Below are 16259 nucleotides of genomic sequence, written 5' to 3'. Positions count from 1 at the left end.
GACGTCTGTATTCTTCGTCATGGCGTGATCTCCTTGGCGGTGTCAGCCGCCGGTTGGGTGGGTTTCGTTCACCCGGAGATTACGCCACCTTCAAATTTCCACCACCTTCGCGACACGACCTCGCCGGTGACGTCGATGGTCACATCGCCCGCGACATTGGTGATCTTGCCGGCGAGCACCACGTCGCTGGCCGACGACACGTCGACGACGCCGGCATTCACGCCGATGAAGTTGATGCCGATGGGATTGTCGGCCTTCAGCGAGTGGGTCGTCACCGTGGTGTACTTCTGGGTCACGGTGTAGTGGGTCGTGACCTCCCAGACCGTGCAAAGGGTCCAGCCGATACAGGTCTTGGACGTGCTTCCCTCGGCCACGGCGATGTCGGTCGAGTAGGAATAGTCGGCAGAGACCAGGGGCTGCTCCGAGAGCGTGCTGTTTGCCGCGGTGATCGCGGGCAACGTGACGATCAGCCCGTTGCTCACGTTCGAGGCCGTATTCGGCATGAGGGTCGTGTCGGTCGACAGATAGGTGCCGTCCGGCAGTCGACGCACCGCCGTGACCGAAGGTCCCGACGTGAGGCTCATGCTGCTGACATTCTCGGCCACCGTCAGCGCGCTGATCGTGAAGAAGCTGTCGCGGGTGTAGCTGTAGGTCGAGACGCGCTGGTAGTCGGTTCCGATCTGCCAGACATATCGCATGTCGTCCGTCGGATCGTAGACCGAACTCCGGTCGCCGCCCGATGCGAGGGTGGTGCCGTCGATATCGACGACGAAATTGCCGTTCAGGTCGAGCTGACCAAGCTCCGTCAGGATCTGGACCTCGCCGGCTGCGTCGCCGGGGGTGTAGTCGCGCGTGTAGGTGGTGCGCCGGATGTCGACGTTCGGAACGCCGTCGGAGTCGACCGAGACGGCGACCACGTCGGTGATCTCGATCCTGCCTTCCACGCCGCGCAGGGTGCCGGACGAGTCGTCGCCGGTGTGAAGCGCCTGAAGGATGACCGGAATGTCGCTGGAGTTCGTGATGTTGATGGTGCTGAAGCCATCGAGCACGTTGAGCTTGCCCACCGGCTCACCGGTTCCGACATAGGCCGTGTTGATGATCTGGCCGTAGAGCTGGATGAAGCCGCCATTCACCCGTGTGCCGTCGACGACGTACTGGCCGACCGCCGCATCGTAGGTTGCGCCGATGGCGCCGACGTCGGAGCCGGTGACAAGCGCATAGCGATAGGCCGGGTTGGTGCCGCCGAGGAACGCCTGAAGCGTGTCCATCGTGAACTCCAGCCGACCTTCGACACCACCGGAGATGTAGTCGCGAATGTTGATCGACTGCAGCTGGCCGCCGATCACCACGTTGTAGACCGGAGTGCCGGCCGTATCGGCGAGATAGCCGTCGATCGCCGCCTGCAGGCCGGCGGCCTCGCTGGCGAGAAGCCCTTCCGGACCCATGTTGAGGATGACGCCGCCGCCGAGATCGATGATCGGAGACGTGGCCGAGCCGCCGACATTGGCGATCGAGCTGAGATAGGCCTGCACCGCGTTGTCGACGTCGGTCTGGGTCTTCCCGATCTCGGAGGCGGTGTTCGTGGTGAGCAGCGGATTGGCGCCGATGTCCAGCGTCCACTCGGCAATGCCGCTCTGGATCGTCGAGTTGATGTTCAGGTATCGCGCGGCGATCGAGATCGAACCGTTGACGAGGATGCCGCGGCCGGCCTCGGCGACATTGGTGAAGGAGTTGAAGCTCGCCGGGTCGCCGCCGACATGGTTGAAGCCGTTGACGTAGGACGAGACGAAATCGCCGTTCTTCGCAACGATGCTGAGCGATCCGGCCTCGATCTCGCCCTGGATGTAGATGTTGCCGGCAGCGCTCGTGATGTTCACTGCGCCGGACGGGTTCACGATCTTCGAGCCGGCCGTCAGGATGAGGTCGGGCGCCACCTGCGGGGTAGAGACCGGCGGCTGCTGGAAGAACAGCGAGTCCGGATTGTAGTTCGACGCGATCGTCACCTGCGACCGCGTGCTCGACAGCCTGTCGACCACGCGAAGGTCGACCGCGGGGGTCCCCGTCGGATTGAGCGCATCGATGTCGCCATCGTCGTGGACGAGCACGCCGTTGAAGCGGACGTTGCCGGCATCGTAGGTCGGGATGATCAGGCTGCCGAGCTTGAGCGAATTCGCGGTGTTGTTGGTGATCGTGATGCGCGCGTCTCCGGGCGCCTGAAGCGAGCCGGAACCGACGAGGCGATCCGCATAGACCGAAACGTTGGCGATGCGCGCCATCGTGTCTTCCACGATGATGCTGCGTGCCATCGGCGCCGACGTCGGCGCACTCAGGAGTTCGGTATAGCTGGCGACGTTGTCGATGAGGCCGTCGAACAGGCCGACATACTGGCTGAGCGAGTTTTCCCCGCCAACGGTGCCGGATTCGACAGGCATGGCCCGAAGCGCGGTGATCTGCGTTCCCAGCCGGTCGCCATACGCGACGAAGGCGGTCGCCAGCGCGGAGATGTTCGGCGCCAGGCCCGTCTCGGAGCCGGTGCCCTTGATCGTGTTCAGGCTGGTCGACAGGCCGGCCAGCTGGCTCGACTGGGGCAGACCGCCCAGGGTGGAATTCGCCCAGGTCACGAGACTGTCGACCGCCGTGGAGATGGCGGCAGCATTGGTCCCTGCCTGCGCCGACCGCGTTTCGATGACGGTATTGTTGCCGGCGATCACGCCAAGTGCCGTGTCGATCGCCACGATCGCGCCGTCGAGAGCCAGCTGCGCGGTCAGTTCGGCGGTCACGTCGCCGCTGATGCGCGCCGCTTCGAGCGCGGCCTGCTGTGTCAGCACGACGGCAAAATTGTCGTCGATGATCACCTGCTTGGCTTCGTTGTCGGCAATCCGTGCCTGGATCTCGGTAGCGTGACCGTTTCCGGTCGCAATCAGGCCATTGATGGTGGTGGTGCGTGTCGTCAGCTCCGTCGCGGCACCGGACGGCGCCGGGTGGTCTCCGTCCGCGCTGTTGAGGACGGTGGTGATGGTCGACGTGATGGTCGACGTGTTTGTCTGGATGCCGGAATAGGCGCCCGTCACGTTGTCGGCCAGGCCATCGCCCTCCTCCGTGACCACGATGCTCGCCGCGGCCATCGTCTGGTTGACGACGTCGAGCTTGCCCTTCTCGGCGTCGATCTGGAACTGGATGACGATCGGATTGGGCGCGACATACTGGTTCGGCACGAAATTGCCGTCACCGTCGAAGGAGCCGAGGCCGAGCGCTGCCAGCTTGGTCTGCAGGAAGCGGATTTCGCTCTGGTAGGCGCCCTTGGCGACCAGATCGTCGCCATATTCGAGCAGCAGCAGTTCGAGCTGCGCCAGGCGGTCGAGGATCGTCGTGCCGATTTCCTCGGGCTCCGACACCTCGTAGCCGATCTCGCCCAGGACGGGATCCGCCAGGCAAGCGGAGATCTGGATGCTGCAGTCGTCGTCGGTGTAGTCGAGCGTCAGCGACCGGTGCCGCTGCAGACCGGCCAGGACCAGTCCGTCGATCGTTGCCGTGCCCGATCCGCTTACCGTGGCCGAGCCGCCATGGACGTCGAACGAGACGTCGTCGCCGCCGAACAGGTTCGAGACGGCGCTGGCCACTTCGCTCAGGGCTTCGAGATAGATGTTCTTGCCGATGCCGACCGCACTGGTCGAGATGTCTCCCCGGACCGCCTTGAGCGTGATGTCTCCGGCCGAGCGGATGCCCCGTGGATCCAGGGCATCGCCCGTCGTGAGGAAGGAGTTCACCGTGACGTCGATCAGGGCATCGGGCGCCGAATCGATCGGGATCGCGGTGTTGTTGAAGAGGTCGACGGTGGTGCGGAAGCGCAGTTTCGCCGCGTTGCCCGCCAGACCGCCGCCGGCGCCGACTGAGATCGTGCCGTTGGTCGGAAGCGACCCGTCGACGGGCAGCGTGCCGCTGCTGGCTTCGAGAAGCACGTCGTCGCCGATCAGGGCCGTGTTGGTACCGTTGTAAACGACCAGCGCCTCGCCGGAGGGCGCGCCCGCGACGCCCGACGTGGTGGAAACCGCGCGCGCCTCGATGTCGGCCTGGCCCCAGGCGGCGATGTCGATATCGCCGAGGTCGACGATCACGTCGCTGTCGTCGCCGATCGATGCCGTCGCCTCGACGGTGACGTTCATTGCGATCTCGGTCGAGGCGATCGCGACGGCGCCGCCAGAGTCGAGCTTCGCCTTCTGATGCGCGATGACCTCGTTGTAAGCCTCCATCGACAGGAGCGACATGCCTGCGCTCTGCCCCAGCAGATGCACGTCGGCATTGGCGCCGATCGACGCTGTCGTCTGATGCGAGACGACGATGTCGATCGCACCGGCCGGTGCATCCACGAAGCCGCCAGAACCGGAGTCGACGTTCCAGCCGGCGCCGTCGGAGTTGAAGTTCGACGACGGCGTCGAGCCCGGATAGAGGCCGAACGCCGCTTCGCCGATGAAGAAATTGCGGGTCTGATTGCGTGCCGTGATCGTCAGGTCGGCCGCACGAATGATCGCGTCGTCGCCAAGATGCGCATCGACGGTTCCCTGAACGATATGCTTCAGCCGTGCGCCGCTTGCGCCGGCCAAGGACGCCTGCGTGCTGTCGACCGAGCCGCCGAAGTTGGACGTATGGGTGGCGTTGATGTCGACCAGGCCGTGGACGGCCGAGATGGTATAGGCTTCGGACGGGCTGGTGGTGTCGGCGGCTGCCCGTGTCGTGCTTTTCGACCAGGTCGAAGCCTCGGACGCCGTGCCCGCGACGACGCCGCCTGTCCCGGCGAGGGCACCTGCATAGTTGTTGTCGACGCCCGTCGCGAACAGCTGGACGGACCCCGCCTCAAGGCTTTCGAGATTGACGAGAGTGGCCAGAGTCGTCGTCGTCGAGCGCGCACGTGCGGTATTGGAGCCGATGGCCACGAGACCGCCGGTCTTGCCGGTCGCGAACGCGTACTGGTCGGTGTTGCCGATCGCCTCGACCTTGAGCAGGCCGGTCGACGTGAGCGCGCTCGTGTCGACGAGGGCGGTGGACGTCCCGGTGGTGGTGGCATTGGCCTCGGTGGCGGTGACACCTACCAGCGCACCGGACGAACCCGACGCCTGGGCCTTTGCGGCCGGGCCGCCGGAGACGGGCGACAGGCTCGCGGAGATGGCGATGCTGCCGCCGTCGAGCGTCGATCCCGAAACCGTGGCGGTGCTCGTCGCGGCAGCATTGGCCGTCGCGATCGAGGCACCCGCGGCGACCACGCCGCCAAGGGCATAGCCGGTCGCCTCGGCATCCGTCTGGAGCTCGATCCCGGTGCCGAGCGAGATCGCACCGCTGGTGTAGATGTTCGAGTTCTGGATCGTGCCCGATACGATCGTCGAGACGGTGGATTCCGCGACGGAACCCTGGAGCGCGATGCCGATGCCGCCGGCCGCAGCGAACGCATCGGTCGTCGCCTTCTCGGTGACGTCGACCAGGACCGTGACGCTGCCGGCGCGATTGCCGACGCTGCCGATCTCGGCCTCCTCGATGGAGGCGTCGGCTTCTCCGGAGATTTCGGCGGTGACGACCGATACGCCTGCGGCGGCTGCGCCGGCAACAGCCGCGCCATAGCCTTCGGCATCGAGCGTGCGGATGCTGGTCGCATTGACGGCGACGCCGCCGGACACCACGAGATTGCTGCCGGTTATCGACGCGCTCGTCCGCGACAGGTCGCGAAGGATCGCGACGTCGGCGGAAAGCGCTGCGGCGTAACCGACCGAGCCCGCGATGCTCAGCCCGTTGATCACATGGTTCGTCGTCGCCGCGATGGCGAGCGAGCCGGCAGTGATCGTCGAGGTGCCGGACAGTTGTGCCGTGTTGGTCGTGTCCACGGTCACGACGCCGATGCCGGCGCCCACGCCCACGATGCCTCCGGCGATGGCGCCGGTGTTGAAGCGCGTATTCAAGCCGTCGACGCTGGATGCTCCCACAGCACCGCCCGCGTTGATGGTGGCGCTGCCGATGTTCGCCGACGTGCCGCCCGGGACGGTGAGTTCGGTCGCGGCCGTGAAGTCGAGCGTGGCGCGGCGGTCCTGCGCCTGCTGGCTGATGGAGCGGATGCGCTCGTCGCTCGATTCGGACAGCACGTCGTTCGTCGAGCCGTCACGGCCCTGGGAATCGGCCATTTCGGTGATCTTGGTCAGGCTGCCGCTGCCGTCCTCGGTGGCTTTCCCGATCTCCGCCGAGGCTTCGCCGTCGGCGGAAACGCCGTCGCCGAAGCTGTAGATCGAGATGCCGGCGGCGACACCGACGATGCCGCCCGCGGCGCTGACGGTGGTGGATTCGGTCGCCTTGTTCGACAGGCCGCTGACCGACACGTTGCGTTGCGCATTGACGAGCGCGCCATCGCCGATCGTGCCCGCCGAGGAGTTCCGGAAAACGGCCACGTCGACCGCACCGGCGACACCGACGAGGCCAAGGCCGACCGCGCCGTCGATGACGAGCGTCGAGGTGCTGTCGCGCGCGGTGACGACGACATCCTGGTCGGACGCAGCACCCGTGTTGTCTTCGTTGATCCTGGCATCGCTGCCGATCGTGGCCGACGTCAGGCCGTCCATGAGTTCGAGCGTCACGGCACCGGCAGCGCCGACGAACAGTCCGCCGCCGCCGGCGACGGCAAGCGTGAAGACCGATTGATTGGAATTGGCCAGCACGTTGAGGCCGCTGGCCTGGCGCGTCGCCGAAAAGTCGTCGCCGGAAAAGACGCTGCGGGCGGAGCCGCCGAGCGCGGTGACGTTCGCGCCGCTGGCGATCAAGGCCTTAACCGTCTTGTCCATCTTCACGACGCCGATCGAGGCGCCGATGCCCACGGCTCCCGATACGCCGATCGATCCGGCGAGCATGGACACGCGGCTCTGGTCGTCCGCGATGACGTCGACATTGCCCCCGGCATGTGCCGCGCCATCGAGGGTGGCGGTCGTGTGAGTGTCGATGACGAGGGTGGTCACGCCGCCCGCAACGCCGGCATAGCCGCCGAACGCACCGGCGGCCGCAGCCGACATCAGGTCTTCGCTCGCTCGCGCGGTGACGGCGATGTCGCCCGCAGCCGAGGTCAGGGTGTCGTCCCCGATCGAGGCCATGGTGGTCAGGTCGACGATGGCGACCGACGCGCCGCCGCCGACGCCGGCTGCGCCGCCGCCCGCCGCCGAACCGGCCAGCCCGAAGTGATAGAGATCGCTTGCAGCGGCGACCGTCACCGACTGGGCGGCATTCGCGGTGCCGGCACCCTGGTTGATCCGCGCATTGACGCCGATCGTCGCTCGGGTGTCGGTCGTGATGATGGGAACGTCGGCCGACAGGGCGACGCCCGCGGCGCCACCCACGGCACCGCTGACCGCCAGCGAGCGGATTTCCGTCGCGGTGGCGGCGTTGACGATCACGCCACGCGCGCTGCCGGTGACCTCGGTCGAGACGCGCTTTCGGGCGAGCAGGGACAGTCCGGCGGTGAATGCATCTTCCGCCGTCAGGGGCGCGGTGGTCGAACCGGTCCCGGCGTCGAGTTCGTAGGCTTCCAGATCCGGCCCCTCGAAGTCCTCGTCCGAGCCGTAGTTGACGAAATTGCCCTGATAGCCGGCGAGATAGGTCTGTGCAGCGCCCTGAGCCAGCGCCGTGACATCGGCTGCCCCGGCAATGGTGGCATGGGTGGTCGTGTCGACGAGATTGACGCTGACCGACGCGCCTACGCCGGCTGAACCGCCGATGCCGGCACCGCCGCTGATGGTGTCGAGCGACGTTCCGTTGACCGCCACGACCGCGACGTTGCCGAGAGAATGAACGAGCGCCTGCGAGGCGATCAGGGCGGTGGTCGTGTCCGGGACGGAGAAGACGCCGACCGCGCCCGCCACGCCGGCGGCACCGCCGACACCGACGCCGACACCGACGGTCGAGGCGCTCACCAGATCATCCGCGGACAGCAGGACGTTCGTGGCGTGGACGCTGGCGCCGGTTCCGATCCGGGCAGTAATGGTCTTGTCGAGGACGCCGACGGCCGCGGCCGCGCCGACGCCCGCACTGCCGCCGCCGCCGAATGCGCCGGCCACGGTGGTCAGGTCGCTTTCGTCGGAAGCCGTGACGGAGAGTGCACCGACCGGGGAGCCGGGGCTCGCGGCGCCGATCCGGGCGTAATCCCCGACGAGCGCCTCGGTGACGGTCTCGAGCACGTAGACCGCGCCGCCCGCGCCCACGCCGGCCGTGCCGGCCACGCCGCCAGCAGCGGCGATGGTCGTGGCGGACTGCGTGGCGACGGCGCTCAGGCCGACTGTGCCGGCCGCGAGGACGACGACAGCGCCGGACGAGCCGGTTCCGTCCGCGAGCGCTGCGCGCGTGATGTTGTCGACGACGACAACCGCCCCGGCCGCGCCGATTCCGGCCGTGCCACCCGCAGCCGCGCCGCCGGCCAGCGCGAAGCTGGTGAAGTCGTTCACCGCCTCTATGGTGACCGAACCATCCGAATTGATCTCGGAATCGGCCTCGACCAACGCCTCGGCAAGGTTCTCCGACGTGATGACAACTGCCACGCCGGCAATGCCAGCCGTGCCGCCGACGGCCGCAGCCGATACGCCGTAGGCCTCGAAGTCCTGCGACGCCGTGGCGCGCGCCAGGAAAGAGGCAGACTCCCCGATCACCGTCCCGCCGCCCAGGACAGCCTGCGTCTGGCCGCTCCCGACGATGACGGTTGCGGAAATGCCAACGCCGACGCTGCTGCCGACCGCGATCCCGCCCGTCAGGGCGCGCGCGGTGAAGGCGCTGTCGGCCGTCAGCGTGACTGCACCGGATGCGGTGATGTCGGTGGCTGCGGAACTGTTCGCGCTCTCGCCGATCGTCGCCTTGACGCTGTCGCTGAACACCATGACGGCGAAGGAGCCCTGCACGGCGACGCCGCTCGGCGCAGCAGCGCCGCCCATGGCCTCGGCATAGTAGTTGCTCGCGCCGACCAGAGCGCTTTCCGTCAACTGGTCCTTCAAGCCGTTCAGCCCGTCCTCGTCGACGGAGGTGGGCATCTCGAACTCGAAGCTGCCGTCCACCTCACGGTTGATCGACGTGACGGAGACGTCGGTCGCCGTGATGGAATTGCCGGCGCCGACCGAAGCGATCTGCGACCGGTCCGAATAGACCGTGGCGATCGACGCGCCGACGGCCGCGCTGCCGGTGGTATAGGACGCGGCCATGGCCTTGGCGGCCTGCCGGCTCTGGTTGTCGGTGGAAACCGAGACGGCACCGGAGCTGTGGATCTCGACGTCGTCGCCGATGGTTGCGTTCGATTCGGCCAGTGTAATGCCGACGGCGATCGCGCCGGCGACGCTGACCTTGGACGAGGACGCGCCCGCGATGGCGCGCGCCGTGAGGCGGTCCATGAAGTCGTCGCCGACATTCTCGCGGGTCGTGGTCGAGACGGTGACGCTGCCCGACTGCGCGATGGTGGCGCCATCGCCGATGGTGGCCGACGTCGCGCCGGTGATGATGGCGAGGCCGACGCCGATGCCGACGCCGACCTGCGCGTTCGAGGTGCCGCCGAAGCTTCCGGCCTGGCCGCTGCCAAGCGTGGCCATGTCGATGGTGCTCGAGCCGGTGACGGAAACAGCACCGGTCGCGTTGATGGTCAGGCCGCCCGCGATCGATGCGGAGACCACGTCCTGCGCAGCCGCGACGCCGACGGCGGCGGCGACCTGCACCTTCTTGCCCGAACCACCTGAGCCGGACCCGCCGGAACCGCCGCTGCCTGCCTGGCCGCCCGCACTCTCGGTTTCGGCCTGGCTGGTGCCTTGCTGGTAGCTTTCGGTCGTCGACAGCGTGTTGGTGCTGGTGGCCGGCTTTGCCGGCGGCTTGTCGGAATCCGTCTCGTCGGACTTGCCGCCGCCAGCCGTCGCCGTCGCTTCCGCGACATAGCTGCGCTCGGATACAGCCGCGATCTCGACCGATCCGGCCGAAACGTTGCGCGAAAGCGTCGCCGTCGTGACCGAGGTGTTCTTGAGCGCGCCGTCCTGGTCGCCGCCGCCGACGATCACCGCTGCCGCAGCGCCCACGCCGACATTGCCGGCCTTGACCGCGCCGTCGGCGCTCGCCGACTGTTCGCCGGTGCTCGCTGCGGTGATGCTCACCGCGCCGGTGGTCATGTCGAGCCCGGCACCCGTTCCGATGCGCGCCGTCGTGGTCGTGTTCAGCATCGCCAGCGCTACCACGGCATCGATGGCGATGCCGCCCGCGGAACCGGCCTCGGCCCTGGTGGTGGTCGACAGGCCTGTCGTGGCGGAAACCGCCAGACCCTGTCCGTTATCGAACGTCGCCGCATCGGCGAGTTCGGCCAGCGTCGTCGCCGTGATCAGGTTGAGCGCCACCGAAGCGCCGATGCCGACCTTGCCGCCACTGGTGCCGTCGCCGGAGGGAAGCGCCTCGGCGGTGGCGGACATGTCCTGTTCAGCGATGATCGCGGACTCGCCGGTCCCCGCGTCGACGCTGGCCGTCCCGTCGATCCGCGCGGATGCGCCGGCATCGATCAGGTTCAATGCAAGCGCACCGGCGATGCCGATCTTCGAACCGCCCGCACCCGAAGACGCCTTGACGACATAGGCATCGGCGACGACACCCGACGTGTCGCTCGCCTGGATCGCCGATATGGTGACGCCGTTGGCGGAGTGCGTGCCGGTTCCCAGAAGGGCGGAATTGGTCTTGTTGATCGCGTTGACCGCGACGGCAACGCCGATGCCGATCTGCGAATCCGCAGCCGAGCCGTCGGCGGTCAGGTCGCCAGAAACGGATGCGGCGCTGGCGATCGTCAGGCTGCCCGCGGCAACGATGTCGACACCGGAAACGCCCGCCGTGACGGTGGCGTTGGTGACGTTGACGGCAACGGCCGCCGCAACCGAGACCTTGCCTTCCTCGGACTTGGCCGAGCGGCCGTCCTTGTCGTTGACGCCGCTGGTGGTGGAATCCTGCTGGGCAGTGTTGCCGACACCCGCGGTCTTCTGGCGGCCGCCGCCGAACTCGAGCTGCTGGTCGACATTGTCGTCGACGGTCGAGCCGTCCTCGGATTCGCCTTCGTCGTCGGCCGCGGCCGCGCCGCTGGCGCTGGCCTTGGCCACCAGTGTCCCGGTCGAAATGCCGCTTGCCGACAGGCTGACATCGCCGCCGGCATTGATGCCGCGGAGTGTCGTCACCGATACCACGTCATCGACGAGCGCCAGCGCGAGAGATGCGCCGATGGCGGCGGTGCCGCCCGCGGCCGCCGCCGTGGCGGACGTGGAGACCGAGGATTCCTGGGCGGCCGAAAGGGTAACGCCGCCGGTGGTGGAAAGAACCGCGCCTGCCCCGATCATGGCGGACGTGGTGTTGCTCACCATGGACAGGCCGAGCACCGGGGTCACCGCGATGCCGCCGGCCGAGCCGGATTCCGCCTCGGTGGTCACGGAATGAACAGCGCTGGCGGAGAGCTCGATCGATCCCGTTCCGTCGAGGACCGCGCCGTTCTCCACCGCGGCCGTCGACCGGTTGGCGACGATGGTGATCGCCACCGACGCGCCGATGCCGACCTTGCCGCCGGTGGCGCCGTCGCCGACCGGCAGGGCCTTGCCCGTGGTGTCGGTCTGGTTGTCGGCCACCATCACGATCGCGCCGTCATGCAGTTGCAGCGACGCGCTGCCCGATACCGTCGCCGACTTCTCCGTGTCGATCAGATTCAGCGCCAGCGATCCGGCGACACCCACGTTGGAGGCGCCTGCGCCCGACGAGGCGCTGGCCAGATAGACGTCGCTGCGGCCGGCATCGCTCGCCGGATCGGCCACGAAGGCCGCGATGTCGACCGACGTCGCCTCGATCGTCAGGCCAAGCAGGTCATGGCTGGCCGCACCGAGCCGCGCGACCGTCAGCGCGGAAACCTTGTTGACGGCTACGGCCGCGCCGATGCCGACAGAGCTCTGCGCTTCCTCGTCCTCGCCGACCGCCGAACCGTCGGCCGTCAGCTGGCCGTCGGTGTTGCCCGCCGCCCGGATCGTCAGGCTGCCGCCCGATGTGATCGCCACGCCGTCGGGAACGCCCGCCGTCACCGATGCGCCCTGCACGTTGACGACGATGGCGGCCGCCACCGACACGCCGCCTTCGCTCGTCTCGGCCGACCGGCCTTCCTTGTCGGCCGCCTGCCCGGACGTCGCCTGGCGCTGTTTGGTGCTGCCGATGCCCGACGATTCCTGCTTCTGGGTCGCCGAGCCGATCTTGCCGGTCACCTGGCTGTTGACGTCTCCGCCGCCGCCGCCGGTTCCAGCATCTTCTTCCTCGGCCTCCGCGCCCACGGCGCTCGCCTCGGCCGTCAGTTCGGAGAGCGACGCTCCCATCGCGACGAAGGTCACGTCGTCATCCGCGTCGACCGACCGCGCCGTCGTCGACAGGACCACGTCGTCGATGATCGCGATCGCGACGGCAGCGCCGATGGCGACGTCGGCGCCCGCGGCCTTGCCCGATGCCTTTGTCGTCGCGCTCGATTGCTGGATGGCGGTCAGGACGACCGAGCCGTCAGCCAAGAGGGTGGAACCGGTGCCGAGGCGCGCCGTGGTCGTGTTGTTGATCAGCGACAGCGCCAGTGACGGCGTGATCGAGATGCCGCCCGCCGAGCCGGCGCTCGCCTCGCCCGAGACCGAGAAGTCCCCGGAGGCGTCCAGCGTCACATCCTCGACCTGATCAATGGACGCGCCGTCCGCGACTTCGGCGATCGCGCGATTGGCCACGATGTTCAGCGCCACCGATGCGCCGATGCCGACGGTTCCGCCTGTCGCGCCGTCGCCCGAAGGAAGCGCTTCTCCGGAAACCTCCGTGTTGTTGGTCACGCTCAACGACAGCGAGCCGCCGCCGAGGTTCACCTGCGCGTTGCCGGACAGTGTCGCGGAGGCTTGCGTGTCGATGATGTTGACCGCGAACGATCCTGCAATACCGACATCGGTCGCGCCAGCGCCGGAGGTGGCCGAGTTGGAGAAGAGATTGACCGCATCCGCGCCGTTCATCGCAGCAGAAAGGGTGAGACCCGTGGCCGTGACACCCTGCGCGACGATGGCGTCGTTCTTGATCCGCGCGATGTTGACGCCGACGGCAACGCCGACGCCGACGCCGACGGCCGATTCGACGGCCGATCCATCCGCGACCAGGGCGGCTCCGTTCGTCGATGACGAGGACACCGAAACCGCGCCGCCCGAGATGAGCGCAACCGAGGAGGCGAGCTGGGCGAGCGTGGTCGAGGTGAGATCCGAGACCGCGAACGCACCGACGACGGACACGCCGCCCTCGTCGGTGCTGGCGTTCTCGCCATACTGATCCAGAAAGCCGGCCGTCTGGCTGCCTGCGTCCGGCTCGGTGGCGCCGCCCGCGGCGGCCGCGGCGGTCACGGCGATGTCGGTGGATGTCGAGGCGCCAAGCGCGAGGCTGCCCGTGTCGATCTGGGCATTGCCGCCGATCTGCGCAGTGGTCGTCGCGGTGACGACACTGACGCCGACGCTGGCGCCGAAAGCGGCGGCGACCGGTACGGCGCTGGCATGGGAAACGATGTCGTTGGTGGCCGCAAGTTCCAGGGCGTCGGTGATGGTCAGCGAGGCGTCGCCGGCGATGTCGACCAGCGCGGTGCTCTCGATCGTCGAGACGGCGACGGCACCGTCGGCCGCGGTGTTTGCCGGGGCCAGAGACTGGGTGGCGATGACCACGGTCACCGCCGCATCGGCAAGCAGCGCGGCGCTGGCGGCGGAAATCTGCGCGCTGCCGCCGACGGTGACCGACGACGTGACTTCCGACAGGATCACGCCCAGCGGCAGCGGCAGGCCGCTGCCGTCCGCTGTGGCGCTGGCGTCCGAATGGGCCAGGAAATGCCCGGACGCCTCGATGACTGCGGAGCCGATGACGATCGTCGCGGTGCCGTCCAGATCCGCGATGGGCGACAGGCCGGCCTCGGCATGCGCCGAAGCAAGCAGGCTGATGTTGCCGCCCTTGAGCGAGGAACCGTTCGCCAGGACGATGCCCGCTTCCGCATCGGCGCCAATCACAGTACCCAGCACGCCGCCGTCGTTGGCGCGCGCGTCGAGCTTGATGTCGCCCGCGGCGCCACCGACGCCGACGGCCGTCAACCAGGCGCCGTCCGCAATGGTGATGAAGGCTGCTTCGAGGGTGATGTCGCCGGAATCGCCCGAGCCGCTCGTCGTGTCGATGAAGCCGCCGCCGACCACGGTGATGGAATTGTCGGCCTGCAGGACGACGTCTGCGCCGTTCGAGCTGACGCTTGCCGTCAGGCTGAAATCCCCGGTCGTACCGTTCGGCACCGCACCGCCGATGTAGAGATCGTAGGGATCGATCAGCAGGGTGCCGCTGCGCCCGAACTCCGAAGACAGATCGAAACTGATGCTGCCGATGAGGGCGGTCCTGCCACTCAGCTCGACGAAGCCGCCGTCGCCGTAGCCGTAGCCGGCGCCGACCGCCGTGAAACGTGCGCCATCCTGCGCGACCAGCGTGTCGCCGGCGATGAGTTCGATCGTACCGCCGGCACCCTGGCCCAGTGCGCTGGCGCGGATTTCAGCAGCCCCGCCGATTTCGATGTTGCGACCGGCGGTTGCCCTGATCCGGCCGCCGCGACCCGGCTTTGCAGCCGATGCTTCGACAACTCCGCCGAGGCGGACGTCGCCGTCTGCAACGATCGCGATCGACCCGCCGCGGGAAACCAGCGCCGCGCCTTCGGCCATGCCGCCGACGTTGACGCTGTACTGGAACTTCTCGCGATGGCTCATCTCGACGCCGTCGAGCTGGACACCGCCGCCGTAGAGGCTGACGCGATGACCCTGCAGCGTGATCCCGCCATCGGCGTTGATCTTCCCCGCGATCGAGATGACGCCGTCAGGTGAGATCGGGATGACGCCGCCCATCAACTGGCTGGCCGCGACGTTGTCGACGGTGCCATCGGACCCGATGACGGTATCGAGGAACTCCTGCGTCGGCGTGTTGACGGTGAGGGAACCGACGTTGATCGTGCCGTTGGCGCCGACGATGAAGCCCTGGGAACTGGAGAAAAAGACGTTGCCGCCGATCTTCCCATCCTTGTAGGCGTTCAGGATCCCGTCGACGACGACCGGGCCGTTGCGGACGATGTTGACGAGGTTGCCCGCATTGTCGGGAACGTAGAGGTCGACCTGGCTGCCGGCCGCCTGCCGGAAATCCGAGAACGAATTGAAACCGGTCCCCTTCGAAACGGTGTCCGTGCGGATGGTGGTGTGGTTGCCTGTCGTCTCGATGCGGGTTCGCGTGCGTCCATCGGCGAGGATGTTCGTCATCCCTCCGTCGAGATTGACGGCCTGCGCATGGGCCTGTCCCGCCGGAAGCAGTCCGGCGACCAGTCCGATGACGAAGGGGCTGGCGCGACCGAGCAATCCCTGTCGCAGCTGCCTGAGCTGAGAAACGCGAGCCGACCGACCGATCGTGGGCATTGCGGCTCGCTTGTTCATCAGAATTGGCCTGACTGGATGCGGAAGACGTCCGGATTGTCGGCATCGACGGCGTAGAGCAGCGCGAGTGCCGATGGAGCAAGCGAGCGGCGCTGGTCGCCAGCGTCCGTGAAGGTTCCCTGCAGAAGGAGGACGGTCGCCCGCCCTTCGGCATCCTCGCCGCGGAAGATCAGGAGACCGTTGTCGAGCGCAAGGCTGGACCGCACCGTCGCCGGATCGTAGCCTGCGGTACGAAAGTAGGAGGACAGGACTTCGGCATTCGCCAGCAGCTTCGCCTCGCTGCTCGACTGGATGTCCCAGAGGATGCCAACCTGGATCAGGGTCTTCGAGTCGTAGCCGAAGACGTAGGATACCTGCGCAGGTCCGCCATCCTTCAGAACGTCATCGACCCGGATCGTGAGCAGCGCCGTGCGCTCGGCCACGTTCTCGCCTTCGCCCACCGCATCGCCCGACAGCTTGAAGTCGGCTGCTATCGCCTTGCGGACCTTGTCCATGGTCATGCCGAACTTGGCCGAACGAAAACCGTCGACGACAGCCTTGGCAGCGGCGGCCTCCGCCGCGGGAGCAGCCGACTTGGCCGGATTCTGGGCATGCGCCGACACACCAGCAAATGCGCCCAGCCCGACGGCGGAAACGACTAATATTTTGCACGCTTCGCGCGCAACAATAAAAATATTATGCAAGATTTTCCCACTCCAGCCCCACAGTCGTGGAAAGCTATATGGGTTGGTACCGAAAATATACCTTCAAACGTAATTTTCC

At 67.6% G+C, this 16259-nt stretch carries 2 protein-coding genes; both read right to left on the bottom strand.

The window, feature by feature from the left end:
• Positions 1-68: 68 nt before the first annotated feature.
• Complete coding sequence (locus tag N1F91_RS17915; RefSeq protein ID WP_289994341.1) at positions 69-15497, bottom strand: leukotoxin LktA family filamentous adhesin; 15429 nt, start codon at positions 15495-15497, stop codon at positions 69-71.
• On the bottom strand, positions 15497-16099 hold the full coding sequence (locus N1F91_RS17910) for a hypothetical protein (RefSeq protein ID WP_289994340.1): 603 nt from the start codon (positions 16097-16099) through the stop codon (positions 15497-15499). Before N1F91_RS17910 ends, N1F91_RS17915 begins: the two co-directional genes overlap by 1 nt.
• Between the last annotated feature and the right edge of the window lie 160 nt (positions 16100-16259).

This window comes from Aquibium sp. ELW1220 (assembly GCF_030398385.1).
In the GTDB taxonomy this organism is placed as follows: Bacteria; Pseudomonadota; Alphaproteobacteria; order Rhizobiales; family Rhizobiaceae; genus Aquibium.
The sequence above is the reverse complement of the archived record's forward strand: the minus strand, read 5'-3'. Positions and strand labels throughout refer to the sequence as shown.

Excerpts from the sequence above, each read along its gene's own strand:
- N1F91_RS17915 (WP_289994341.1), bottom strand. The coding sequence starts at position 15,497 with ATGAACAAGCGAGCCGCAATGCCCACGATCGGTCGGTCGGCTCGCGTT.